Source organism: Bacillus sp. AR13-1 (assembly GCF_008042285.1).
Lineage (GTDB): Bacteria > Bacillota > Bacilli > Bacillales > Bacillaceae_G > Bacillus_A > Bacillus_A mycoides.
Genome location: NZ_QNUA01000007.1, coordinates 122402 through 147248 on the forward strand (window position 1 = coordinate 122402; position 24847 = coordinate 147248).

The 24847-nt window shown below is 35.7% G+C and carries 24 protein-coding genes; 9 read left to right on the plus strand and 15 right to left on the minus strand.

Annotated elements, in window-relative coordinates; translation table 11 throughout:
- Window positions 1–72: 72 nt before the first annotated feature.
- Both DN408_RS05055 and DN408_RS05060 read left to right on the plus strand, forming a co-directional pair.
- The gene (locus tag DN408_RS05055) at window positions 73–1764 is read left to right on the plus strand and encodes a methyl-accepting chemotaxis protein (RefSeq protein WP_002129823.1); all 1692 of its coding nucleotides are present in this window, start codon (window positions 73–75) and stop codon (window positions 1762–1764) included.
- A gap of 120 nt (window positions 1765–1884) precedes the next feature.
- Window positions 1885–2202 carry a metal-sulfur cluster assembly factor gene (locus tag DN408_RS05060; RefSeq protein ID WP_000082522.1) on the plus strand — a complete coding sequence of 106 codons (318 nt, stop codon included), beginning with the start codon at window positions 1885–1887 and terminating at the stop codon, window positions 2200–2202.
- 44 nt (window positions 2203–2246) lie between these two features.
- Here DN408_RS05060 and DN408_RS05065 read toward each other — a convergent pair whose 3' ends face one another.
- The 7 genes from DN408_RS05065 to DN408_RS05095 form a co-directional block, all read right to left on the minus strand.
- Window positions 2247–3896, minus strand: a complete 1650-nt coding sequence (locus DN408_RS05065) for a M4 family metallopeptidase (protein ID WP_002129824.1) — start codon at window positions 3894–3896, stop codon at window positions 2247–2249.
- A 209-nt stretch (window positions 3897–4105) separates the two neighbouring features.
- Complete coding sequence (locus DN408_RS05070; protein WP_033730855.1) at window positions 4106–4804, minus strand: pirin family protein; 699 nt, start codon at window positions 4802–4804, stop codon at window positions 4106–4108.
- A 50-nt stretch (window positions 4805–4854) separates the two neighbouring features.
- A complete protein-coding gene (locus tag DN408_RS05075; RefSeq protein ID WP_002129828.1) occupies window positions 4855–5265 on the minus strand; it encodes a MarR family winged helix-turn-helix transcriptional regulator in 411 nt (136 codons plus the stop codon).
- A gap of 113 nt (window positions 5266–5378) precedes the next feature.
- Window positions 5379–5813, minus strand: coding sequence for a DUF3920 family protein (locus tag DN408_RS05080; protein ID WP_002129830.1), 435 nt, complete (start codon window positions 5811–5813; stop codon window positions 5379–5381).
- A 136-nt stretch (window positions 5814–5949) separates the two neighbouring features.
- On the minus strand, window positions 5950–6543 hold the full coding sequence (gene uptA / locus DN408_RS05085) for an undecaprenyl phosphate transporter UptA (RefSeq protein WP_000900199.1): 594 nt from the start codon (window positions 6541–6543) through the stop codon (window positions 5950–5952).
- An 81-nt stretch (window positions 6544–6624) separates the two neighbouring features.
- The gene (locus tag DN408_RS05090; RefSeq protein WP_002129832.1) at window positions 6625–7824 is read right to left on the minus strand and encodes a cation:proton antiporter; all 1200 of its coding nucleotides are present in this window, start codon (window positions 7822–7824) and stop codon (window positions 6625–6627) included.
- Window positions 7825–8322: a cation:proton antiporter regulatory subunit gene (locus DN408_RS05095; protein ID WP_001026068.1), complete on the minus strand. Its 498-nt coding sequence runs from the start codon at window positions 8320–8322 to the stop codon at window positions 7825–7827.
- Window positions 8323–8731: 409 nt separating this feature from the next.
- Between DN408_RS05095 and DN408_RS05100 the strand changes: the two genes are divergently transcribed.
- From DN408_RS05100 to DN408_RS05110, 3 genes are all read left to right on the plus strand, one after another.
- Complete coding sequence (locus tag DN408_RS05100; protein ID WP_002184697.1) at window positions 8732–10165, plus strand: alanine/glycine:cation symporter family protein; 1434 nt, start codon at window positions 8732–8734, stop codon at window positions 10163–10165.
- A 239-nt stretch (window positions 10166–10404) separates the two neighbouring features.
- The gene (locus tag DN408_RS05105; RefSeq protein WP_002034654.1) at window positions 10405–10845 is read left to right on the plus strand and encodes a Dps family protein; all 441 of its coding nucleotides are present in this window, start codon (window positions 10405–10407) and stop codon (window positions 10843–10845) included.
- A 667-nt stretch (window positions 10846–11512) separates the two neighbouring features.
- Entirely contained in the window at window positions 11513–11710 is a 198-nt protein-coding gene (locus tag DN408_RS05110) for a hypothetical protein (protein WP_000656312.1), read from the plus strand.
- A gap of 105 nt (window positions 11711–11815) precedes the next feature.
- On the opposite strand, the gene DN408_RS05115 is transcribed toward DN408_RS05110, so the two are convergent.
- Both DN408_RS05115 and DN408_RS05120 read right to left on the minus strand, forming a co-directional pair.
- Window positions 11816–12319 (minus strand): DinB family protein, encoded by a 504-nt coding sequence (locus DN408_RS05115; RefSeq protein ID WP_000533787.1) that lies wholly within the window; start codon window positions 12317–12319, stop codon window positions 11816–11818.
- A gap of 367 nt (window positions 12320–12686) precedes the next feature.
- Window positions 12687–13265 (minus strand): LOG family protein, encoded by a 579-nt coding sequence (locus DN408_RS05120; RefSeq protein ID WP_033707925.1) that lies wholly within the window; start codon window positions 13263–13265, stop codon window positions 12687–12689.
- Window positions 13266–13338: 73 nt separating this feature from the next.
- Between DN408_RS05120 and DN408_RS05125 the strand changes: the two genes are divergently transcribed.
- From DN408_RS05125 to DN408_RS05135, 3 genes are all read left to right on the plus strand, one after another.
- A complete protein-coding gene (locus DN408_RS05125) occupies window positions 13339–13662 on the plus strand; it encodes a MazG nucleotide pyrophosphohydrolase domain-containing protein (RefSeq protein ID WP_002089472.1) in 324 nt (107 codons plus the stop codon).
- A gap of 53 nt (window positions 13663–13715) precedes the next feature.
- Window positions 13716–14222 carry a ferritin gene (locus tag DN408_RS05130; protein WP_002015996.1) on the plus strand — a complete coding sequence of 169 codons (507 nt, stop codon included), beginning with the start codon at window positions 13716–13718 and terminating at the stop codon, window positions 14220–14222.
- A 148-nt stretch (window positions 14223–14370) separates the two neighbouring features.
- On the plus strand, window positions 14371–15543 hold the full coding sequence (locus DN408_RS05135) for a DUF418 domain-containing protein (RefSeq protein ID WP_147739977.1): 1173 nt from the start codon (window positions 14371–14373) through the stop codon (window positions 15541–15543).
- Between the two features lie 43 nt (window positions 15544–15586).
- On the opposite strand, the gene DN408_RS05140 is transcribed toward DN408_RS05135, so the two are convergent.
- The 4 genes from DN408_RS05140 to DN408_RS05155 all read right to left on the minus strand — a co-directional run bounded on the left by DN408_RS05140 (window position 15587) and on the right by DN408_RS05155 (window position 21958).
- Window positions 15587–16768 carry a NupC/NupG family nucleoside CNT transporter gene (locus DN408_RS05140; RefSeq protein WP_016121019.1) on the minus strand — a complete coding sequence of 394 codons (1182 nt, stop codon included), beginning with the start codon at window positions 16766–16768 and terminating at the stop codon, window positions 15587–15589.
- Between the two features lie 502 nt (window positions 16769–17270).
- On the minus strand, window positions 17271–18452 hold the full coding sequence (locus tag DN408_RS05145; RefSeq protein WP_002184694.1) for a NupC/NupG family nucleoside CNT transporter: 1182 nt from the start codon (window positions 18450–18452) through the stop codon (window positions 17271–17273).
- Window positions 18453–18751: 299 nt separating this feature from the next.
- A complete protein-coding gene (locus DN408_RS05150) occupies window positions 18752–20194 on the minus strand; it encodes an alanine/glycine:cation symporter family protein (RefSeq protein ID WP_016093527.1) in 1443 nt (480 codons plus the stop codon).
- A 333-nt stretch (window positions 20195–20527) separates the two neighbouring features.
- Window positions 20528–21958 carry an alanine/glycine:cation symporter family protein gene (locus DN408_RS05155; protein ID WP_002167417.1) on the minus strand — a complete coding sequence of 477 codons (1431 nt, stop codon included), beginning with the start codon at window positions 21956–21958 and terminating at the stop codon, window positions 20528–20530.
- A gap of 300 nt (window positions 21959–22258) precedes the next feature.
- Here DN408_RS05155 and DN408_RS05160 point away from each other — a divergent pair, with 300 nt between their 5' ends.
- Window positions 22259–22897, plus strand: a complete 639-nt coding sequence (locus DN408_RS05160) for an NAD(P)-dependent oxidoreductase (RefSeq protein ID WP_002129841.1) — start codon at window positions 22259–22261, stop codon at window positions 22895–22897.
- A gap of 42 nt (window positions 22898–22939) precedes the next feature.
- On the opposite strand, the gene DN408_RS05165 is transcribed toward DN408_RS05160, so the two are convergent.
- Both DN408_RS05165 and DN408_RS05170 read right to left on the minus strand, forming a co-directional pair.
- Window positions 22940–23878 carry a thioester domain-containing protein gene (locus tag DN408_RS05165; RefSeq protein WP_002184692.1) on the minus strand — a complete coding sequence of 313 codons (939 nt, stop codon included), beginning with the start codon at window positions 23876–23878 and terminating at the stop codon, window positions 22940–22942.
- Window positions 23879–24001: 123 nt separating this feature from the next.
- On the minus strand, window positions 24002–24841 hold the full coding sequence (locus tag DN408_RS05170) for an aldo/keto reductase (RefSeq protein ID WP_147739978.1): 840 nt from the start codon (window positions 24839–24841) through the stop codon (window positions 24002–24004).
- Window positions 24842–24847 lie beyond the last annotated feature (6 nt).

Below are 24847 nucleotides of genomic sequence, written 5' to 3' on the forward strand. Positions count from 1 at the left end.
AGCTTTCTTTCAATTTTTTACATTAATTAATTAATTCTAATACTAAGATTTTACAAGGAGGATTTTTATCATATGAATTTTATTAGCATTCGAAAAAAACTAATGTTCATGATGGGAATGATTTGCGCTTTATTCGGCATCGCCTTAGCTTTTATTTTATTCTTTACCATGGATCAGTCTCATAAAGCTGAAACATTACAAAAAGAAATTTCTCCTCTTGCAACAGAATTGAAAGAGCGCGGAGACGCTTATCAAGTACAACTTTCTGCTTTAAGAGGTTATTTACTACAACATGATCAAGTCGAATTAGACAAGTTTAATGAGATGAGTAAACGTCTTGAAGATACAAAAGGGCAACTTCTTTCTAACCCTAACACTTCTCAGTCCGTGAAAAGCACAATGGAATTAGGATCCACTTGGAGAAAGTTCATTGAAGAGAAAGTATTCACTCTTGCAAAAGAACAAAAATGGGAAGAAGCTTTACAAGTAGCTTCTACAGAGAATGGCACTGTTTATAAAGTAATCGGTGATTTCACAAATTACACTAATGAACAAGCTAAATTACGTGAACAATCTATTGAAAAAATCGATCAATCTTCACTACGAATTGAATATGTTGTCTTCTTATCACTTGTTATTTGTATTGTAACTGCAATTATTCTTGCATGGTGGTTCTCTGGTAAGCTTGTAAAACCAATTCAACAAATTGATACTAAACTAAAAGAATTAGCCTCTCAAGAAGGCGACTTAACAGCCCGTCTACAAGTAAATAGCAATGATGAAATCGGTGCTATTGCTACATCATTTAATAAAATGTTAGAAAACTTGCAGCATATCATTAATCGTGTTCAAAAAACATCTGTAGAAGTACAAACAGCTTCTGAAAATATGCTAGAAAAGACTAATACATCACGCGAGGCAACAATAAGAGTTCAAAGCTCGATGTCCAACTTAAATTCAAGTATTCAATCGCAAACTTCTAGTATGGAAGAAAGCTCGACTGCGATGGATGATATGGCAATAAGTGTTCAGCGTATCGCTGAATCTGCTTCATCTGTAGCCGAACTTGCTGTAGCTACATATGAACACGCTAACGACGGAAGTACTGTTATCCAAAAATCTGTTTCACAAATGACAACGATACATGAAGCTGTAAATGCTACATCAGAAGTAGTCGAACGTCTAATCACCCATACGAAATATATTGATACGGCTGTACAATCTATTTCTAATATCGCTGAGCAAACGAATCTACTTGCTTTAAATGCTTCTATTGAAGCGGCTCGTGCTGGTGAACAAGGAAAAGGATTTGCTGTCGTAGCTGATGAAGTTCGTAAACTTGCGGAACAATCAAAAACAGCGGCAAAAGATATTAACCAATTGCTTCATCAAATTCAAAATGATACGGAAACTGCTAGCTCTATGATGTCTCAAGGCCGCTCTGAAGCATTTGAAGGCATTACTGTCGTTCGTGAGGCTGGTACTTCTTTCACAACAATTGTTGAACAAGTAAATAAAGTATCAACTCAAATGCAAGACATATCAGCAACTGCTGAAGAAATGGCTGCAAGCGCTGAAGAAATGAACGCTTCACTTAATAACATCGCTTCTATTTCAAATGAAGTATCTAGTGAAACAGCCGCAACGGCACAATCTGCTGAACAGAAAGTCATCGTGATGAATGAAATGACTCTCACTGCAAAACAAATGAAACAAACAGTTGAAGAATTAGATCAGCTTGTATCTCATTTTAAAACTGAATAGCTTTTCAAAAAAATATTCCTCTCTCAGGGAGGAATATTTTTTTGAGCTCATTTCCTGCACTTATCCCGCATATCCGTTATAATGAGAACCGATATCATTAATATTTAGGGGGTGCTACACATGTCACAACAAGCATTTGAAGAAAAGTTATATGCAAACTTAGAAGCTGTTATTGACCCTGAGCTAGGTGTTGATATTATCAATCTCGGATTAGTTTATGACGTTACAGCGGATGAAAATAATAATGCTGTCATTACAATGACGATGACTTCTATCGGTTGTCCAATGGCTGGCCAAATCGTATCAGACGTTAAAAAAGTATTATCAACGAACGTACCTGAAGTAAATGAAATAGAAGTAAACGTTGTATGGAATCCGCCATGGACAAAAGAACGTATGTCGCGTATGGCGAAAATCGCATTAGGTATTCGTGACTAAATAAGGAAAAGACCTGACAATCCAGTCAGGTCTTTTTTCTCTTATTATTTTACTCCTACAGCGTCATAAGCTTTCGTTACAGCTTGTACCTCTTTAGAGTTTTTACCGAATAAATCTTCTGCTGATTGAAGTGCAGCTTGACGCATCATTTTGAAATCAGAGTTTGCAGTTAAATATTTTGTAAGAGCACGATAGTAAATTTTTTCTGTCGCTTCGCGGCCCACTCCAGTTACTTTCACATTGTAATGCGTGCCGCCCTCAGACACTAAATACGCCGCCTTATTATTAATACTACTGTTAATATGAACGCCGCCATTATCAGCTGTTCCAGTATAACGTTTATTATAGTGATCTGGGTAACCTTCACCTGGTTTTAATGGGTTTGGAATAGATGCTGGATCTTTTAGAGAACGAAGTGCATCTCCAGGTTTACCAGGTGTATAAATATCAGCACCTAAATCCCAGCTCTTCTTCTCAACCATGACGCCCATAATATCAGATAACGATTCATTTAACGCTCCTGATTCATTTTTATATACAAGGTTTGCTGTATGTTCAGTTACAGCATGCGTTAATTCGTGGCCAATAACATCTAGCCCTGCTGATAATGGAATAAATGTCTTACCATCTCCATCACCATACATCATTTGCACACCGTTCCACGCTGCGTTATTCCAAGATTCACCTACGTGAACAGCAGAAATAAGTTTTGCACCTTTATCATCGAAAGAGTTACGGTTAAATGTCTTTTTATAATAATCATATACTTTTCCTGCATTCACATGCGCATCAACTGCCGCTTTATCTTCGAAGAACTTAGATTTACTTCCAATTTCTTCTCCTGTATATCCAAGAATTTGTGAGAATAAATTAAACCAGTCTTCGTTCATATTCTCTGCATCAAATGTATGGACACCTTGTCCTCGTGTACCATCAAATAAGTTGAACGCTCCTGTTTTCGTATCTTGAGCAATTTCAAATGATTGTCTAGCACCTAATACTCCGTAACCAAATCCAGTAATGTTATCTACAGCATTATATTTCTCAATAACATTTCCATTTGTTGCATCAACAAAGTAATGCCAATATCCTGGAGCTGGTTTCGAAACCGACGCTTTTACAAGATATGCAAGATAGTATTGACCATCTTTTTCATACACATATAAATCTTTTTTCACACCATCATAATTCTTTACTTTACCAATTTCTTTCTCAATATTAGCTTTTGCAATCGTTTCTGCTTGTTCCGCACTAATACTTGCAGATGTAGGAATATTTTTATCATCTAAACTCGGAATAACTTGTCCGAAAAATGCTTTTACATTGTTCTCTTTATCAAGCGTAACTGTTTGATCTGAACCATACACAGGAATGTTATTATGCTTCTCAACTAACTTCACATGTGTTGTACCAGACTCAGCATCTTTTTCTTCACCAACGATATTGAAATGTTTGTCAATATTTCCTGCTAGTTTAAACATATCTTTTTTACTCTCTAAATATTGAAAGACCGTCTCTTTTTTATCTAGTCCTTCCGGCGCTTTCCATTCTTCACCTATGTAAGCTGGTGTTTTAAACTCTTGGTGATACTGGATTTTTTGCTCTTCTGCTTTCGTCGTAGTTGCTCCAAATGCCCCAAACCCACTTGCGATAACAGTTAATGCTAATGCTGATGAAATTACTTGCTTTTTCAATCTAACACTCCCCATTTCCCTAAAAGTTTTTAACACCTTTATAAATATTCTGAATAATCTCTCTAATACCTGCTCTCAAAAATTGAGAAAGTTTTTTCTGATAATTAAACTCACCAAAAAGAGGACATCGAAAAACGATGTCCTCTTTCCTATAACTTTTCATTCCGCTATTTATATGCTGGAAAGCCACCACTGATTAAAGCCTCACTTTATTGCATTTTCATTTCAATTGCTAAATAGTGAGACTTCTCTTTCGCTTGAATGCGAATATATTCTTCTACAGCCTCCGCTGCATCACGCATTACAAGTGTTTCACCGTTTACAACGCTGCTACCTTCAATTTGTACAATGTACAATTGACGTCCTTCTTTAACAGGGAAATGAATTTCTTTACCAGCTTCTAATGATAAAGAATATAAATTTGCATCTTGGTGAATATGAATTGGTGCATCTCCATCAGAAGGAGATACCATATGGAACCACTCATTTTCACGTTTACTCCAATCAAATTTAAACTCACCATAGTTCGGTTTATGACCGTCGCGGTCTGGTAAAATCCAAATTTGCAATAAACGTAATGTTTCACTTCCTAAGTTATGCTCACTGTGAAATACACCAGTACCTGCACTCATATATTGAACATGCCCACGCTCAATTGTCCCGCGGTTCCCCATACTATCTTCATGTGTTAATTCACCATCTATAACGTAAGAGATAATCTCCATATCACGGTGCGGATGCATATCAAAACCAGTTTGTGGCGCTATTAAATCATCATTCATAACACGTACTGCTCCAAAATTCATGTTGTTTGGATTATAATAATTTGCAAAGGAAAAATGAAAATGTGTATTTAACCAACCGTGATTTGCTCTTCCCATATTTTTATGATCAACTTTTCTAAACATATCCTTCACCTCATATTATCTCGAAATCGAGATAATTATTTTTAATTTTATCACTGCAACTTCTTCAGTAATTCTAATAATTGTTTTTGTTCTTCTCTATTTAACTTATCAAATTGCTCTGCTTGAAATGTTTCTTGCGGCGGGACTATTTCTTCATATAGAACCTTTCCCTTTTCTGTTAATGAAATATATTTCGTAGTACCTTCTTGTTCACGCTGAATCCAATCTAGTTGCTCCATCTTATTTAAAAGTTGAGTAACATTTCCTTTCGTAACAAACAACTTATTTCCAAGTTCTTGCTGCGTTAAACGATCGTTTCCTCCAATTTGAACTAATACATCAAACTGAGCGGCAGATACATTCCACTTTTTCAAATGCTGATTCGTCTCACGAATACTTCTATTATAAAAGCGTGATAAACGAAACCATAATAGTACTCCAAGTCTTTCCCCTGCTTTCATTCCATCACCTCGCTCATTTGATACTATTAGTTTAGAACTAAACTTATTAAAGGTCAACTACTTATTTTTAATTAGCAATAAATAAAAGCACAGTGATTTTTCTCCACTATGCTTCAGATTAAATTTCTATTTTTATATTCATCTAGCTTCCTCTCCGCGAAACGCCTCGCATCTTTCTCAATCCATCTTTCTTCGTATAGTTCATTTCCAACATATAGTACATCGTCCTTATGCTGCATCGCATGCCTGAATTCATGCAATAGCGTTTTGAGCACTTGCTCATATTCTTCCCACATACAAACGAAAATTAATTGTTTTTCTTTATGATAAAAACCACCTACTGGGAATAAAAACTCCTCTTCTTCTTCTCCTAATGATAAAAGTACATGATTCGCATCACACGTATCACAAAAAATAACTGGCGTTGCACTTACTTCAATAAGAGAAAACAAATCATTTCTTAACTTTTTGACATCCCAAGGAAGCTCCGAATCCAACACATACCAATTCTCAACTTGTTGATATACATTTTGAAACTGGAGTTCCATTTCTCAATAATCCCCTTCCTAAACTCCCTTTTCCTATATATATGCCACAATATGGTAAATATTAAACATACACTTTCATCCTTTAAAAAATGACAATAAAAAAGAATCTATGTCAGCATAGATTCTTTTTCCGTAATCACTTTTTTTTCATCATTTTTTTTAATATAAAATAACCAATTGCACAAACAATAGCAGCAAGTGCAAAGTATTTCACATATGGCCCAGCTACTTTATTAATACTTTCCCACTCTGTTCCTAATTTAAAACCTAAATATACAAATACAATTGACCATGGAATAACAGCTAGTGTAGTTAGCGTAATAAACTTAGCATGTGACATTTTCGCAATACCCGCTGGTATCGAAATAGCATGACGCACAACAGGAATAAAACGCGCTGTAAAAATAACACCAGTTCCATAACGATTAAACCACGCTTCAGCATAATCAATATGTTTCTTCTGAATCAAAATATATTTTCCATATCGCTCAAGAACAGGTCTTCCTCCGTATCGGCCGATCCAATAAATGAATAGTTGTGCGATTACACCACCAATTGTACCGAACGCGACAGCCCCCCAAAATGTAATGCTTCCTGTTGATACTAAATAACCTGCATAAGATAATACGATTTCACTTGGGATAACCTCTATCATTAATCCCAGCATAATTCCCCAATAACCAAGTCCTTCTAGAAAAACTAAAACTGAATGAATCAACTCTCCTAACATCATTTACCTCTCTTTACTGTTTTCATTGCAAAAAATAAAAGTACAAGCAGTAAATATCTTGTACTTTTATTTTTTCAAAATTTATCTAGTCTTCGTATCCCACTTAAAGATTTTATTTAAAAATTTATATACATTCTTTGACTCTTTCGTCAGAAGTGGACCTAAGATCGATAGTATAAGCACGTATAGTGCTGAGAATGGTTTCAATACCGACATTAACCCACCCGCGATACCGATATTAGCCATAATGATTGAGAATTCTCCCCTTGAAACGATTGTTAATCCAATATTTGTTGATGCTTTATGAGATAATCCAGCTTGTCTTCCTGCAATCATCCCTGCTACAAAGTTTCCGATTATCGTCAGAAGTACAGCACCTAACGTTAACCATATTGCTCCGCCCAATGAAAACGGATCGATACTTAATCCGAAACTGAAGAAGAAGATAGCTCCGAAGAAGTCTCTAAATGGAACAACAAGATGTTCAATTCGATCACTATGCTCTGTCTCAGAGAAAACTAACCCTAAAAGAAGTGCCCCGATTGCTTCTGCAACGTGAATTGTTTCTGAAAAACCTGCAATAAAGAACAACGAAGCAAATACTACAATAATAAAAATTTCATCTGAACTAATATTGAGCAATCTATTTAATAACGGCGTTGCTTTTCTAGCCACAATAAAGAATAGAAGCATATATCCTAAAGCAATTCCAATTGAAGTAAGGGCACCTAAGAAGGAAGCGTGATCCCCAAGAACTAAGCCAGAAACTACTGATAAATATACAGCAAGGAATATATCTTCAAACATAATAATTCCTAAAATTAATTCGGTTTCATTATTACCAGTCCTTCTTAAATCAACTAATACCTTTGCAACGATAGCACTAGAAGAAATCGTAATAATACCCGCAATAATTAAGATTTCGAGTAACGGGAATCCCATTATAAATCCGTATAATAATCCTAGTGAAAAGTTAATCAAAATATAGATTGTTCCGCCAATCGCGATAGAACGTCCAGATTTAATTAGTTTTTTCATCGAAAACTCTAATCCCAGATAGAAAAGAAGGAACAGAACACCAATCCTTCCAAGGAAGGATATCACACTTGCACTTTCAATAAATTTGAGATCGATAACACCTATTGTCGGCGCGTGCGGCCCTACTAACATGCCAAGAACAATTAGAAAAGGAATTACTGAGAATTTAAACTTTCCAGCGATTACCGCCGCAATTGCTACTAAAACTAAAGCTGTACCAACTTCAAAAATTAAAGTATCCATCTAGTCAGTCCCCCTATTCGAAAGTAATTCATTAATAATCTTTTTAATTTCTTCTCTCTCACCAGAAACTACAAGCATATCTCCTTCTTCAATCACCGTGTCTGGACCTGGATTAAATAGCTTTTTCATATTCTTTTTCATAACTGCAATTATCGTTACGCTATATGTTTTTCTTATTTCAAGGTCGCCAATTGTTTTTCCGATTGCCGGAGCTGCATTCTCCACTTTAAACCACTCAATTGCTAAACCTTCAAAGACCATCTCAACATTTTCTAATGCTCTAGGTTTGTATACCATTCCACCTAATATTGCTGCAATTTGTCTCGCCTCTGAGTCACGTAATGAAATACTTGAGATGCTTTCTTCATGATCTGAATCAAAATGATACATTTCTCTACGCCCATCATCATGAATGACGATCACCATCTTTTCGTTACCTTTCGTAACGATTTGAAATTTATAACCAATACCCGGAAGTTCACTTTCTCTAATATTCATATTTAGCTCCTCCATAACTTCTTTATTTTAATTTTCTGTTTTTCTGTCTTTTGTTCATCCAATCAATTTTAGAAATTCTAACCATTCAGGATACCTATGACTTGGAAATCTTTTATTGTAATAATAAGTGGCTCCTAAAAAGATACTTAAAGATGTAATGATAAAAAATAAATTACTTCTTATTTTCAAACTCTTAAGACTTACTTTCAATAAAGATTCTTCTTTCAAATTATCCCCTCTTTTTCGCTTTAAATTTAGTTTTTTAAAATGTAAATAATTCTAAAAATATTACGATGTAACATAATCATAACACAAAGCACGTTTAAGTAACATGATTTTTTAGAAAAATTGATTCTGGTATATTTTTTGCATATAATTTTCTTATTATGAAAAAAAGGAAGTGTATTATATGGTTGATATCTTTAGCAGATTCCTTGAGGTAACGAATAATATTTTATGGTCATATATTCTTATTGCAATGTTAATCGGCTTCGGTCTTTATTTCTCTTTCAAATTAAAATTTGTCCAAATTACTCATTTCCGTGAGATGGTCAGTTTAATTAGTAAAGGATTTAATCGAAAAGAAAAAAAGAAAGATAGCATCTCTCCATTCCAAGCATTTTGCTTAAGTGCAGCGGCACGTATCGGTATCGGAAACTTAGCTGGTGTAGCATTAGCCATTTCAATGGGTGGACCTGGCGCAATATTTTGGATGTGGTTTATCGCTATCCTTGGAGCAGCTACTAGTTTCGTAGAATGTACGCTCGCGCAAATTTATAAAGTAAAAGATGGAAGCAGATTCCGTGGTGGACCAGCGTATTACATGGAAAAAGGGTTAAACAAACGCTGGATGGGTGTTTGGTTTTCACTTCTTATTACAGTTGCGTACGGATTAATTTTCAATTCTGTACAAGCAAACACGGTAACAATAGCATTTGAAAATGCTTTTGGACTAGAGCGAACGATCGTAGGAGCTCTATTAGCTTTATTAGTTGCAGTTATTATTTTTGGTGGTATCAAGAGCATTTCACGTATTACAGAAATGATTGTTCCTCCAATGGCAATCATTTATATCGGCGTAGCTGTTTTTGTCGTAATTAACAACTTCACTATGTTACCAAGCATTTTTACAGAAATATTTAACAGCGCATTTGGTTTAGACCAAGCTATCGCTGGTGGTATTGGAGCAGCAATCAAATTCGGAATTCAGCGCGGTTTATTCGCGACAGAAGCAGGTATGGGTAGCTCTCCTAATGCAGCAGCAACATCAGATGTATCTCACCCTGTAAAACAAGGACTTGTTCAAGCATTAGGTGTTTTCGTAGATACATTCTTAGTATGTACATCAACAGCGTTTATCGTATTATGTTCTGGGCTTTACAAAGGATCGAATTTAGAAGGTATTGAATTAACACAACAAGCATTAAGTTCACAAATTGGACCGTGGGCAAGCACTTTCTTAGCGATTATTATTTTCCTATTCGCTTTCAGTTCTTTACTAGGAAACTACTATTATGGTGAAACAAATATCGCATTCATTAAAGAAAGCAAAACATGGTTACTGATTTATCGTGTTGCAGTTGTCGGAATGGTGTTCTTCGGATCTATCGCTGCCCTTCAAACGGTTTGGAGTTTAGCTGATTTCTTTATGGGACTAATGGTATTTACAAACTTAATTGCCATCTCATTCCTTAGCAAGTTCGCCTACGCAGCATTAGTAGACTATATTAAACAAAAGAAACAAGGAAAAGATCCTGTCTTCGTTGCAAGTTCTATCCCTGGCTTAAAAAATACAGAGTGTTGGGATGGGCAAGATTTAGAAGAGAAGAAACAAGTTGGATAACAACTAAAAGCGGAAGAGGCTCGTAGGAAAAAGCGAAACCACCGAATATTCTAGCCGCTGGAGCTATATAATAAAAAATCCCTATTACTTCATAGTAATAGGGATTTTTTATTTACAAAAGTTCATAATTTGTTCAAATTAATTCCAGCAAAAGGGTTGTTTTATACAAATTACTAGATTATAATAATTATAAATTAGTAATTCATATAAAATAATAACTCAAGAGGAGATTGATCATAATGAATACACAAGTAATCGAAGCATTAAACAAACAAGTAGCAAACTGGAGCGTTTTATTTACAAAACTACACAACTTCCATTGGTACGTAAAAGGACCTCAATTCTTCACACTACATGAAAAATTTGAAGAGCTTTACACAGAATCAGCTACTCACATCGATGAAATCGCAGAACGTATTTTAGCAATTGGCGGCAAACCAGTAGCAACAATGAAAGAATACTTAGAACTATCTTCTATTCAAGAAGCAGCTTACGGAGAAACTGCAGAAGGGATGGTCGAAGCAATCATGAAAGACTACGAAATGATGCTAACTGAACTGAAAAAAGGCATGGTAATCGCTCAAGAATCTGACGACGAAATGACATCTGACCTACTACTAGGCATCTACACAGAACTAGAAAAACACGCTTGGATGCTACGTGCATTCTTGAATCAATAATATATTTAAAAGCTCCGGTGGCTCGTTCAGCTCTGACTGGCTAAGGTTCTTTCACATAGAAGGCGCTTTTTGCCTTCTTATGTGGAAGGTTCTTTCACATAGAAGGCGCTTTTTGCCTTCTTATGTGGAAGGTTCTTAGACACGAAGAGCTAGCCACCGGAGCTGGATAATATTAAAAGCGGAAGCGGCTCGCTCAGAATCGCAGGACATTGGGACCTTGAAGCGCTTTTTGCTTCGAGCGAGAGAGCGAAATGACCGGAGATTCTAGCCGCTGGAGCTGGGTTCAGAATCGCAGGACATTGGAGCTCTCGACCTTGAAGCGCTTTTTGCTTCGAGCGAGAGAGCGAAATGACCGGAGATTCTAGCCGCTGGGGCTAGATAACACTTAAAGCAGAAGCGGCTCGTTCAGAGTCGCTTTTTTCTATTGATTGGTCGCACTTGATAATACATAAAATTATATCGATCGCAACTCACGATATATCAACGTTTCGACAAAGAATATCGCTTTACCAACAAATCACGACAATACTAGCACTCCCCTCCACTACTTTTATCAATATATTACAATCTCTTTTATGTTAAAATATAGGAAACACCCTTTAGTAATTAGATCCAAAAAGCTTGTCCAAGTTCATCATTTACTACTTAAATGACGGGAGTGGTTCAGTTGAAAGACTACTTAATTAGAGCATTTTTTGCGTTAATAACAGTTGGGATTCTCTTACTTATAGCTAATATTTTCAACATACGTGTCGAGGTTAAAGACTATGCTTTCCTCGTTGTTGTAGCTATTGGTGGCGGTTGGGGTGGCTGGTACCTGTATAAAAAACAAAGTAATCAAAATGATAAAGGCATTCCGAAATAATATGGAATGCCTTTTTTCTCTAATACATAATTAAGCTTAAACCACTAATAAAAGCAGTCCTCAAAAACATCATACAATCCATATTCTATGGTAAATAAAAAGAATTCATTTTGAATATAGAAATAGTCCAAAATCTTGCATAACAGAGGTATGCCCCATTTGCCGCAACATTGTGGCTATATTCCCACGGTGATATGCTCCGTGGGTGACGACGTGTAGTATTGTTTCAGAAACCGTCGTATCCAGGAGCCCAGCATACGGATTATCAACCTCAAACACTTTTTCATAATCTTGTTGACTACTTAAAAGTTCTTTATATCGTTTAGATAATTCATAAAAACTAGTTTCCATTTCCTCAATATTTTTTGTTTCTAGCTGTTCTTTCAATTGGTCTGTGTGTACCATTGCATCACTCATACTTTTACCAGAAATAATCTCAAGCCAGGCTAAATCTGTGAGGTATATGTGAGACATTACTTTTGCCACCGAAGAAAAACCACTCTTAACTTCCTTATGGAAAATGTCTTGCGGTAGTTCTTTTAAGCGATTTAAAATAACTTCATTTGCCCATAAGTGGTAGTTATACATTTTTAATACCGAACGCCCCATGCTCATTTCTCCTCCAATTTTCATTTTACTGATTAGATTATGATACATAGCTGCTTAAAAATTCCCAAAGGATTAGATTTATAAAATTTATTCTGATTCCGATTAGAAAAACCTCTATTAACTTCATAAAAAACATTCGCCATCTTCCACAATCTGACCCTTTAACGGAACAATTCTATATCACTCAATAATTTCTTACTCACCTTTTATTCAGATGTTCTTTTTTAAATCAGCAAAACATACCTCCATCTACTTCCCCTCTTGGAACGATTTCACATCTCACTATCAATATATTTAACCAAATTAAAAACACATGTCTTTTTGCGATAAAAAGACATGTGTTTCCAAAATCCACTATAAAAATGTACTATGATAACTGCTTCCACTTAGTTCCCAAAACAGGACGCTCGTAATTTTGTATTTCATGAATTAATTTAGCTGCCGTCTCAGCTGAAACAATCAACTCTTTATTCGACGGGTTCATAAAGCCTTCTTCAGCTGCGCGATCAACCATTTGCAGAATTGGTCCGTAGAAGTCTTTAATGTTTAATAAACCAACTGGCTTATCATGTATACCAATTTGTGACCAACATACAACTTCAAATAATTCCTCAAACGTTCCGTATCCACCTGGTAATGCAATGAAAGCATCCGCAAGCTCTGCCATTTTTGCTTTACGTTCGTGCATCGTTTCTACTTCAATTAATTCTGTTAATCCTGTATGAACGATTTCACCACGGAATAAACCACGCGGCATAACACCTGTTACACGTCCACCTAAACGAAGAACTTCGTTTGCTACTTCTCCCATTAATCCAACGCATGAACCGCCGTATACAAGCTCATAATCGTTCTCAACAAACATTTTCCCTAACTCTATTGCCTGCTCCTTAAATTCTGGTCTTCCCCCTAAATTTGAACCTGCAAACACACAAATCTTTCTCATTCCTACACCCCGAAACTATATATTGTTATGATACAATGAATATTGTACAACATATTGAAGGGATGAGGAAGAAATGGATATCGTCGCATTTCAAAGATGGGTGGAGGAATTTTACGAAAAACGAAGCTGGTCACAGTACAACTCCTTTATTCGCTTAAATTTCTTAACTGAGGAAGTTGGGGAAGTTTCACGCGTTGTTCGCGCAATTGAAATCGGTCGTGATCGCCCTGATGAACAAACAAAAACACAAGAAGAGCTAAAACAAGAACTAAAAGAAGAACTTGGTGATGTACTTTCTAATCTTATTGTTCTTTCACAAAAATATGATTTGGATTTACAAGACATTATGGAAACACACGTCACAAAGCTTTCAAAAAGATTCGAAACATCTAAATGAGAAGATTATCAATTGTGATATAATGTTCTTGTCAAAATAATAAGGGGGATTTTATGTTATCTAAAAAATTGCACGACGCACTAAATGAACAAATGAATTTTGAATTTTACTCTGCCCACGCTTATATGGCAATGGCTGCTTACTGTACAGCGGAAAGCTATGATGGATTCGCTAACTTTTTCCTTGTACAAGCTGAAGAAGAGCGTTTCCACGCAATGAAGCTTTACAACTACATTAATGACCGCGGCGAGCGCGCTATTATTACTGGATTTGATCATCCTAATAACGAATATGAGTCTGTATTGAATGCTTTTGAAGTAGCACTTGAGCACGAGCGTGAAGTAACGAAGCGCATTTATCACTTATCTGATATCGCTTGGGATGAGCGTGAACACGCAACAATTACCTTCTTAAAATGGTTCGTTGACGAGCAAGTAGAAGAAGAAGCTTCATTTGATAGCATCATCCAAAAATTAAAACGTATTACAAGCGATTCAAACGCACTATTTATGCTAGATGCTGAACTAGAAAAACGTACATTTACGCCTCCAGCTGAATAATATTTCAATCACCTTAATGAATGGATTAAGGTGATTTTTTTATTTTCTCTCTAGCTTAAAATCACCTTAAATTTCCTTGTATTTGACATAACAACAGTAAATAAATGGTATTATTTTCAATATAAAACAATATACGAGGAGAGAAAAAATGAACCAACGTGTAGAATTTGTTGACGCCATTCGTGGTTTCGCTTTATTTGGCATTTTACTTGTTAATATAACATTAATTCAATTCGGGTTATTCACTAATGAAAAACCCACTTATATTTTCGGAAAACTCGATGAAAGTGCTAATTGGTTTATTCAATTTTTCGGCACACAGAATTTTATTTCCCTATTCTCTTTTTTATTTGGGCTTAGCATTATTTTGTTACAAAAAAGTATTATCGCAAAAGGAAAAAAGTTTTTCCCTACATATATAAGGCGTATTAGCATTCTTTTACTACTAGGCTACATTCACGGCACTTTTGTTTGGGAGGGAGATATTTTATTTGCCTACGGGATTGTCGGGATTTTCTTAATGATGTTCATCAATCGAAAACCAAAAACGTTACTCATTTGGGCATCCATTTTATTAGCACTCATTATGTTCGCATCTTATCAATCTGAACCAACATCAAACACATTCAATGATGTCGCACCTTATATTGAAAAAGAGCATAAAGTTCATGAAACTGGAAGCTATATGGATCATATCAACTTTAGATTAACTGAAAATCCTTTTGATTACATGGGAATTAACGGTATCTTCGGATTAGTTATCCTGTCAATTTTCGCATTAATTTTTATGTCTCCACTCTTCTTACTCGGCATGTACGTAGGAAAAAAGGGATGGCTATTTGAGATTGATAAACATATACCTGCTGTCAAAAAAATCTGGCTTATTACTGGTATTTTTTCTTTTACAATCAAAATTTTAACCATGTTCGTAAAGCATCCGATTTTAATTATGTTACAAGATGGCTTTACACCCGTAACCATGACCTTCCTTTACGGGTGTACAATTATTTTATTGTTCCATTACAAAAAAGCATCGCGCTTACTAACATACATGGCGAACATGGGAAAAATGTCAGTTAGTAATTACTTAGCACAATCTATTATTGCAACAACCATTTTTTACGCATATGGGTTTGGCTTATACGGTAAAATCGGCTATTTCTTCGGTATTCTTTTAACCATTGGAATTTATACGATTCAATTATTCGTTAGTACCTATTGGCTACAGAAATACCGAATGGGGCCTGTAGAATATGTGTGGAGACTGGGAACTTATTTAGAGAGACCACGATTTAAAAAAGGCTTGGATAAAGCAAGTTAAACAAAAAAGCAATGAGCCTACGCTCATTGCTTTTCTTAATTTATTAAAGCATAACCCCAACGATAATCGCTGATAATATACTTACTAACGTTGCACCATATACAAGTTTTAGTCCGAATGATGATACAACATTTGCTTGTTTGCCATCGATACTCTTCGTTGCACCTGCGATAATCCCGATAGATGAGAAGTTCGCAAATGATACAAGGAAGATTGATAAAATACCTACTGTACGGGCTGATAACTCACCAGCTACTTTTCCTAGATCAAGCATCGCAACAAATTCGTTCGTTACTAATTTCGTTGCCATAATTTGTCCTGCTGTTAGCATCTCTGATGTTGGAATACCCATTACAAATGCTAATGGTGAGAAGATATATCCTAAAATGCTTTGGAATGTGATTCCGAAAATAGAATCGAACACACCGTTAATTGCTGTAATTAATGCCACGAAACCAATTAACATTGCCGCTACTGTTACAGCGATAGAGAAACCTAGCATAATATATTCGCCTAACATTTCAAAGAATGTTTGTTTCTTATCTTCTTGTAATTCTAAAATATCGTCTTCTTCGTTTACGTCATATGGATTAATGATATGAACGATAATGAATCCACTAAATAAGTTTAGTACAAGTGCTGTTACTACATATTTCGGATCAATCATTTTCATATAAGAACCAACGATTGACATTGATACTGTTGACATTGATGATGCACAAAGTGTGTATAAACGATTTTTCGGTAATTTGCTTAGTTGATCTTTTACTGTAATAAATACTTCACCTTGACCAACAATTGCAGCTGCTACCGCATTATATGATTCTAGTTTTCCTAAACCGTTAATTTTACTTAATACGAAACCGACTGCACGAATGATAATCGGTAAAACTTTAATATGTTGTAAGATCCCGATTAATACTGCTAAGAAAATAATTGGTAATAATACTGTTAAGAAGAATGGTGCTTGTCCGTCATTTGCTAGACCACCAAATACGAAATTAACCCCTGCTTCCGCAAATTTTAAAATAGCGCCAAATCCATCTGCAATCCCTTTTACTAATACAAATCCGACCTTTGTATTTAGTAAGAAATACGCAAGTACCAATTGAATTACAAGCATAACTGCAATTGGCTTATATTTAATTTTCTTACGATCTGAACTTATAAGGAAACCTAGTACAAATACTACAAGTAAACCTACTAGAAACATTACTAGTTTCATATGTGAATCCTCCACTTCTCCCACGAGTTATTGGTCGTATAACGTATAACGAATGACGTCTGACCATTGATGTTAAAAAAATTTAAAACCCCTAAATATTATTCAACTGTTATCTAAAATCAGTAAGCGTTTACATAAATTGCAATTTATAAAAGGTAGCCTCTTCTCTCCTACCATACTTGAAAGTCTGAAATTGATACCACCTACAAATCAAATTGTAAGCGTTAACTAATTGAAATGCAATATAAATTTTAAAATATTTTTATATGTTAATATATTCCTAAATAATTGGTTTTTTCATGTAAATTTACCATAAAAAAATAGCCCTAGCTATGAGCTAGGACCATCTTTTTTACCCCGCTTTAACGGGCAGTAAGACCCCCACCTCAAAATTCAGCGAAAACAAAGAAGTTAGGTGGGTGATTAACTGCCCGTAAAAGCCCGATTGGTGAAGGCTAATAATCAGCGGGGGATAAAGCCCCCCACTGATTAAAGTTTCACCTTATAACATAACACCAACGATAATCGCCGATAAAAGACTTACTAATGTCGCACCGTATACAAGTCGTAATCCGAATGATGAAACAACGTTTGATTGGTTTTCATCGATTCCTTTCGTTGCACCTGCGATAATTCCGATAGATGAGAAGTTCGCAAATGATACAAGGAATACAGAAAGAATACCGACTGTACGAGCTGATAACTCACCAGCTACTTTCCCCAGATCAAGCATCGCAACAAATTCGTTCGATACTAATTTTGTTGCCATAATTTGTCCCGCTGTTACCATCTCTGATTGCGGGATACCCATTACGAATGCTAATGGTGAGAAGATATATCCTAAAATAGCTTGGAATGTAATACCGAACACTGAATCAAACAAGCTATTGATTGCTGTAATTAATGCTACGAAACCAAGTAACATCGCTGCTACTGTAATCGCAATCGTGAAACCGAGCATAATATATTCGCTTAACATTTCAAAGAATGACTGCTTTTTCTTATTTTCTAACTGCAATGTATCTTCTTCTTCCGTAATATCATACGGGTTAATAAGATGAATAATAATGAAACCACTAAATAAATTTAATACAAGTGCTGTTACTACATATTTTGGCTCAATCATTTTCATATAAGAACCAACGATTGACATCGATACTGTCGACATGGAAGATGCACATAATGTATATAAACGATGTTTTGGGATTTTACTTAATTGATCTTTTACTGTAATAAATACTTCTGCCTGCCCAACAATTGCGGCCGCTACTGCATTATATGATTCTAATTTTCCTAAACCATTTACTTTACTTAGCAGAGTACCAATAGCACGAATAAATATCGGTAAAATTTTAAAGTGTTGCAGAATTCCGATTAACACTGCAAAGAATACGATTGGTAATAAAGCTGTTAAGAAGAATGAAACCTCTCCTTTATTAACAAGACCACCAAACACGAAAACGATTCCAGATTCCGCATATCCAAGAAGTGCTCCAAATCCATCTGAAATTCCTTTTACTAAAATATAACCAATTGGCGTATTTAATAAGAAATACGTTAACGCTAGCTGAATAACAAGCATAATTGCGATTGGTTTATACTTGATTTTCTTACGATCAGAACTTATAAGAAAGCCGAGTACGAATACAACTAGTAGTCCTACAAGAAACATAACAAACTTCATTAATAAAATCCTCCATTTAACTCTTCATTAACGTTGAACGTCTGACTACTCAAAACAAGGAATAATCCGAACTTTCCATTTCTCCTCCAAAATCTTCAATCGGATATGAAAAACCATAAAATCTCTTGTCTCAAAGCCATTTTCCATTCTAACACAAATTATAACTCACATCCGCACTTTTCTTAAAAAAATACATTTTATTATAAAACACTCATTAATGTTCGTATTTTCCCTCTTCCTTTAGTTTATCACCATAAAAAAAACGAGCATCAAATTTCTCTGATGCTCGTTCCTTTTTATTATACAGCTTTTTCTTTATCTGCTACTGCTGGCTTATCCCAGCACTCTGTATTGTTTAAACCTGGAATAGACTCCGCATAAAAGACTGGATCTTTTCCTTGTTTCTTTTGTTTTACGTAATCTGATAATGCCGCGAAAGCATACTTAGAAAGGAATACAATCGCCACTAAGTTAATAATAGCCATGATACCCATGAATAAATCTGCTAAGTCCCAAACAATTTGAATTGTTGCTACAGAACCTAACATAACCATACCAAGTACCGCGATTCGATAAACATTTAGTAAAACTTTACTTCCATTTAAAAACTCAATATTTGTTTCACCATAGTAGTAGTTACCTACTAATGAACTAAATGCAAACAAGAAGATTGCAACTGCTACAAATATAGAAGCCCACGGTCCGATATGTTGACTTAATGCTTGTTGCGTTAATTGAATTCCGTTTAAATCAGCCGCTCCAGGCACATCTGATAATAAAATGATAAATGCTGTACAACTACAAATTAATAATGTATCTGTAAATACCCCTAAAGTTTGAATGAAACCTTGTTTAACTGGGTGCGTTACGTTTGCAGTCGCAGCTGCGTTTGGCGCACTACCCATACCTGCTTCATTTGAGAATAATCCACGTTTTACCCCTAGTAAAATCGCAGCTCCTAATCCCCCGCCCACTACTTCTTTAATTCCGAAAGCATGTAAGAAAATTTCTTTAAATACATATGGAATTGCCGTAATGTTTGTTACAACAACGAATAATGCCACTGCTACATATATAATTGCCATTACTGGAACAATCATTTCAACCGCACGTGCAATACGTTTTACTCCGCCGAAGATAATGATTGCAAGTAAACCAGCCATAAACAGACCTACAAACTTACCATCTGTGTTAAATGCTCCATCAAAAGCCGCGGCTACTGTGTTTGACTGCACGGCGTTGAAAATTAATCCGAAACTAACTGTTATTAGAACAGAGAAGACAACTCCTAGCCAGCGTTTCTTTAAACCCTTTTCCATATAATACGCTGGACCACCGCGGAATGCGTTCCCATCTTTCACTTTATAAATTTGCGCTAATGTGCTCTCTACAAATGCAGAAGCTCCTCCAATTACCGCGATTAACCACATCCAAAATACAGCTCCTGGTCCTCCTGCTGAAATCGCAATTGCCACACCAGCTAAGTTACCAGTTCCTACACGAGATGCTGTACTCATACAAAATGCTTGGAATGACGATACACCACTTTTTTCTTTTTGCGCTTTTCTTGTTTTTGAACTCGCTCCATCCCCAAGTAAGCGAATCATTTCACCGAAGTAACGAATTTGGACAAATTTCACACGAAACGAAAAGTAAAGTCCTAATCCAATTAACATCGCAATAATGATATATGACCAAAGGACATTATTTATATCCCCAATTACATTAGTTAAAAAATCCATAATTGCATTGCCCCCTCTTCCTAACAATAAGAAAATTATATTCTAAAAACTTTTAGTAATCAAGAACTTTATGTTAGGTTTCATCACATGGATACGTGAAGATTCCTAACATACATGTTTTTTTACGTGAAAATATAACTAGTACGTGCATTTATCCAATACTCAATCACTCATCCTATTCGACCAGTCATACTTTTAAGACAGTACGTTCCCTCCAAATAACGAGAGGAATGAACAAACAAAAATTATATTAATAATTACCTCTCACCCTTTTTATCATTTACTACAACAAAAAAGGCGAGCATCGAATTTATCTCGATGCTCGCCTTTTTATTATACCGCTTTTTCTTTATCTGTTACCGCCGGCTTATCCCAACACTCTGTGTTCGTTAAACCAGGAATAGAATCTGCACTGAATACCGGATCTTTTCCTTGTTTCTTTTGTTTCACATAGTCCGCCAACGCAGCATACGCAAATCGGCCAAGAAGTGTAATCGCAATTAAGTTTGTGATTACCATTAGACCCATAAATAAGTCTGCCATATTCCATACAACTTGAAGCGTCGCAACAGAGCCGAATAGTACCATTCCTACAACCGCAATACGATAAATCGTTAACCAAGTTTTACTTCGTTTAATAAATTCAATATTCGTTTCACCATAATAATAGTTTCCTAGTAATGAGCTGAAAGCAAATAAGAAAATGATAATCGCTAAGAAGCTACTTGCCCACGAACCGATTTGTGAACTTAGCGCGACTTGCGTTAATTCAATACCTTCTAAATTTGTTGCCTTATACGCACCAGAACATAGTACGATAAACGCTGTTGATGTACATACTAAGAATGTATCCACTAATACTCCAATTGTTTGAATAAATCCTTGTTTAGCTGGATGCGTTACATCAGCTGTTGCAGCCGCGTTTGGCGCACTACCCATACCTGCTTCATTCGCAAATAATCCGCGCTGAATACCAAACTTCATTGCAGCACCAATACCGCCACCTACAGCTGAATCTAAACCGAATGCACCTTTAAAGATTTCTGTAAACATATCCGGTATTAAATAATAATTTTTAATAACAACGAACACAGCTACTGCAATATAAATAATTGCCATCGGCGGAACAATCATTTCTGACATACGCGCAATACTTTTCACACCACCAAAAATAATAACCGCAACCAATACCGCAAGCACAATCCCTACAACATAACGCTCAATACCAAATGCATTTTTAAATGCTAATGTCACTGTATTTGCTTGTACTGAGTTGAAAATTAAACCGTAACTAATTGTAATAAGGATAGAGAACCAAATTCCCATCCAACGTTTATTTAAACCTTTTTCCATATAATAAGCAGGACCACCACGGAAGCCACTGCCATCTTTTATTTTATAAATTTGCGCAAGCGTACTTTCTACGAAACTTGAAGACGCCCCAATAATCGCAATAACCCACATCCAAAATACAGCTCCAGGTCCTCCCATAGAAATAGCTAGCGCTACACCAGCTAAGTTCCCGATACCAATACGAGCTGCTGAACTCATACAAAATGCTTGGAATGACGATACACTTCCCTTTTTACGTGTCTTTCCAGTTAATCCATCACTCATTAATCGAACCATTTCCCCTAAATGAGTAATTTGTACGAATTTCAATTTAATAGAAAAATAAAGACCTAAACCAATTAACATTGCAATAAGAATATATGACCAAAGAATTGTATTCGTTGATGAAACAAATTGCTCTAAAATATCCATACAATTAACCCCTCCTTTTCTCCATAAAACGAATTATATTTAAAAAACATTTAAAAATCAACATTTTTCGACAATTTGCATTTTCCAAATATTAGCCAGACACGAAGTAACAATATCTTTATGACTCTCCTCCCTCTAACTGTGCATACTAAAACAAAAAGTAAATCTACAAACTACCCCATTGACAAAAACACCAACCTGTAACTATAATGATTACATCAAGTTGTAACAAACCTTATTACAACAAATTCATTTACTTTCAGATATACACTTTAACAAAACACTTTGGAGGGATTTATTATGAAAATCGGAATCATCGGAGCAACTGGTAAAGCAGGAAGTCGTATTTTAAAAGAAGCATTAGATCGCGGACATGAAGTAACTGCAATCGTAAGAAGCGCTGCAAAAATTACAGAAGAAAATGTAAAGATTTTAGAGAAAGATGTATTCACTCTTACATCTAACGACCTACAAGCATTCGATGTAGTTGTAAATGCATTCGGTGCTCCAGCCGGACAAGAACACCTTCACGTAGATGCAGGAAACGTACTTATCGAAGCTATGAAAGGTGCACCTAATACAAAATTACTTGTTGTTGGCGGCGCTGGTAGCTTATTTGTAGACGAAGAGAAAACAACACGTGTATTTGATACACCAGGATTCCCAAATGAATATCTTGCAACAGCTCAAAACCAAGGTAAAAACTTAGAAATCCTAAATCAAACAAATGATATTACTTGGACATTCATTAGCCCTTCTGCACTATTCGCATTAGGAAAACGCACTGGCTCTTATACAGCTGGCAAAGACAACCTTCTTGTTAATGCGAAAGGTGATAGCTACGTAAGTTACGAAGACTTTGCGGTAGCAGCACTTGATGAAATCGAAAATCCAAAACATGTAAACGAACGCTTCACAGTTGTTTCTGAAGCTGAGTAATAGAAAAAGCTCGTAAACATAATGTTTACGAGCTTTTTTTCATCATCTGTTATATTGATTCGGTTTATGTGGTTCATTTGGTGTATAGGGTTTATTTGGTTTATTATCATGACCATTTGCTTTTTTCCAACTTACCGCCAACTCTGGACTTGTTTTCTCTTCACTACGCTCTAATAATACAACTGCATTTTGAATTGTCGGTGTTCCTTTATGTGCAATTCCTTGTAGTTTCGTTAAATTCCCTGATACTTTAAAGCTAAATCCACCCGATGGTGTTTGTTTCGGAATTAAAATGCGGAACTTTTCTCCTACATTAAATTCTGTTTTTCCCTCGCCTTTTTCATTTACGAACTTCGCGCCTTCTGGTGCACCTGTTGCTTGCACTTTATACGTTCCACTTTTTGCATTTGTTTGCACTGTGTATAAACCTGTTTCAAAAAACTCATTTTTTAATACTGCCTCTTGTTCTTCTGATGGTACTACACTCATCGTAATTTCTTGTAGTTCCTCACTAGCGCTTGCTTTTGCAACTATATCTTTCGTTACTTTTTCTACATTTTTATTACGGAAATCTAAATCGTTAATATCAATTTGTTTTAACGCATTCCACACCGCAAGCTGCGTTGCGTAATGTGCCTCTCTCCAATCGGAAACACCTAATTCTTGTGGGCTCTTCTGCGGATACCCGTTTAATAGTACACGGTATACGTTAATATCTACTTTACCCATTTCAGGTAAATCTTGGCCGCTCGGAGATTTCAAATCCACATTTAAGCAAAAAGCAATTTTGCCATCTGCTGTTTTAATAAGCTCTGTTCGAATTGGTTTTTTCTTTGACTTACTATAACTCCAATCCATTTGATACTTCGTGTGATCCATAACCTCTGCGGATGCCTTTTGAAGTGGGAATAATAAGTTCGCAAATACAAATAAAACACTCAAAAAAGCGGCCATTAGCTTGAACGATCGTTTTATATTCATGTCTACAACCCCTTATAAAATAACAAATTTACTACTATGTATTATTTAGTTAGAAAAGTTTTTTATGCATAGACAAAACAAAAAAGAGTGCAAACTTTTTTGCACCCTTTGAACTTACCTCTATTAGAAATCAAAGTTATCAGGATCTGGACCAACGCGGTGGTTCTGATTTAAAGCATCAATCTTTTCCATATCTTCTTTTGTTAATTCGAAGTCGAATATATTAGCATTCACAATAATACGCTGTTCTTTCGTTGATTTCGGAATCGTTACAACTTCATTTTGAAGATCCCAACGTAAAATGATTTGCGCTGTTGTTTTACCGTACTTATCAGCAACTTCTTGTAAAGTTTCATTATCTAATAATTGCCCTTGCATAAGTGGTGACCATGCTTCCATTTGGATTCCTTGTTCTTTACAGAAAGCTTGTAGTTCTTTCTGCGTTAAACGCGGGTGATACTCTACTTGGTTAATCATCGGCTTAATTTCCGCACCTTCCAGTACGTCTTTCAGATGATGGATTTGGAAGTTACTTACGCCAATTGCACGCACGCGTTCTTCTTTATAAAGTGTTTCTAACGCTCTCCACGAATCTTTATATTTCCCTTCAACAGGCCAATGGACAAGATATAAATCTAAATAATCTAGTTCTAATTTTTTTAAGCTCTCTTCGTATGCAGCAAGTGTCGTTTCATATCCTTGATCTGCGTTCCACACTTTTGAAGTAATGAATAAATCTTCTCGAGAAATTCCTGCTTCTTTTATACCAGCGCGAATGCCTTCTCCAACTGCTTTTTCATTTCCATAAATCGCAGCTGTATCAATGCTACGGTATCCTTCTTTAATGGCTACTTTCACAGCCTCTACAAGTTCCGGTCCATCTTCTACTTTAAATACACCTAAACCGAACCAAGGCATTTCCACACCGTTATGCAATGTTGTTTTACTTTGTAAATTTTTCATTATATT

What these genes read in the sequence shown, in the direction of transcription:
- DN408_RS05055 (WP_002129823.1), top strand. Translation starts at nt 73, where the DNA reads ATGAATTTTATTAGCATTCGAAAAAAACTAATGTTCATGATGGGAATG.
- DN408_RS05060 (WP_000082522.1), top strand. Translation starts at nt 1,885, where the DNA reads ATGTCACAACAAGCATTTGAAGAAAAGTTATATGCAAACTTAGAAGCT.
- DN408_RS05070 (WP_033730855.1), bottom strand. Translation starts at nt 4,804, where the DNA reads ATGTTTAGAAAAGTTGATCATAAAAATATGGGAAGAGCAAATCACGGT.
- DN408_RS05075 (WP_002129828.1), bottom strand. Translation starts at nt 5,265, where the DNA reads ATGAAAGCAGGGGAAAGACTTGGAGTACTATTATGGTTTCGTTTATCA.
- DN408_RS05080 (WP_002129830.1), bottom strand. Translation starts at nt 5,813, where the DNA reads ATGGAACTCCAGTTTCAAAATGTATATCAACAAGTTGAGAATTGGTAT.
- uptA (WP_000900199.1), bottom strand. Translation starts at nt 6,543, where the DNA reads ATGTTAGGAGAGTTGATTCATTCAGTTTTAGTTTTTCTAGAAGGACTT.
- DN408_RS05090 (WP_002129832.1), bottom strand. Translation starts at nt 7,824, where the DNA reads ATGGATACTTTAATTTTTGAAGTTGGTACAGCTTTAGTTTTAGTAGCA.
- DN408_RS05095 (WP_001026068.1), bottom strand. Translation starts at nt 8,322, where the DNA reads ATGAATATTAGAGAAAGTGAACTTCCGGGTATTGGTTATAAATTTCAA.
- DN408_RS05100 (WP_002184697.1), top strand. Translation starts at nt 8,732, where the DNA reads ATGGTTGATATCTTTAGCAGATTCCTTGAGGTAACGAATAATATTTTA.
- DN408_RS05105 (WP_002034654.1), top strand. Translation starts at nt 10,405, where the DNA reads ATGAATACACAAGTAATCGAAGCATTAAACAAACAAGTAGCAAACTGG.
- DN408_RS05115 (WP_000533787.1), bottom strand. Translation starts at nt 12,319, where the DNA reads ATGGGGCGTTCGGTATTAAAAATGTATAACTACCACTTATGGGCAAAT.
- DN408_RS05120 (WP_033707925.1), bottom strand. Translation starts at nt 13,265, where the DNA reads ATGAGAAAGATTTGTGTGTTTGCAGGTTCAAATTTAGGGGGAAGACCA.
- DN408_RS05125 (WP_002089472.1), top strand. Translation starts at nt 13,339, where the DNA reads ATGGATATCGTCGCATTTCAAAGATGGGTGGAGGAATTTTACGAAAAA.
- DN408_RS05130 (WP_002015996.1), top strand. Translation starts at nt 13,716, where the DNA reads ATGTTATCTAAAAAATTGCACGACGCACTAAATGAACAAATGAATTTT.
- DN408_RS05135 (WP_147739977.1), top strand. Translation starts at nt 14,371, where the DNA reads ATGAACCAACGTGTAGAATTTGTTGACGCCATTCGTGGTTTCGCTTTA.
- DN408_RS05140 (WP_016121019.1), bottom strand. Translation starts at nt 16,768, where the DNA reads ATGAAACTAGTAATGTTTCTAGTAGGTTTACTTGTAGTATTTGTACTA.
- DN408_RS05145 (WP_002184694.1), bottom strand. Translation starts at nt 18,452, where the DNA reads ATGAAGTTTGTTATGTTTCTTGTAGGACTACTAGTTGTATTCGTACTC.
- DN408_RS05150 (WP_016093527.1), bottom strand. Translation starts at nt 20,194, where the DNA reads ATGGATTTTTTAACTAATGTAATTGGGGATATAAATAATGTCCTTTGG.
- DN408_RS05155 (WP_002167417.1), bottom strand. Translation starts at nt 21,958, where the DNA reads ATGGATATTTTAGAGCAATTTGTTTCATCAACGAATACAATTCTTTGG.
- DN408_RS05160 (WP_002129841.1), top strand. Translation starts at nt 22,259, where the DNA reads ATGAAAATCGGAATCATCGGAGCAACTGGTAAAGCAGGAAGTCGTATT.
- DN408_RS05165 (WP_002184692.1), bottom strand. Translation starts at nt 23,878, where the DNA reads ATGAATATAAAACGATCGTTCAAGCTAATGGCCGCTTTTTTGAGTGTT.
- DN408_RS05170 (WP_147739978.1), bottom strand. Translation starts at nt 24,841, where the DNA reads ATGAAAAATTTACAAAGTAAAACAACATTGCATAACGGTGTGGAAATG.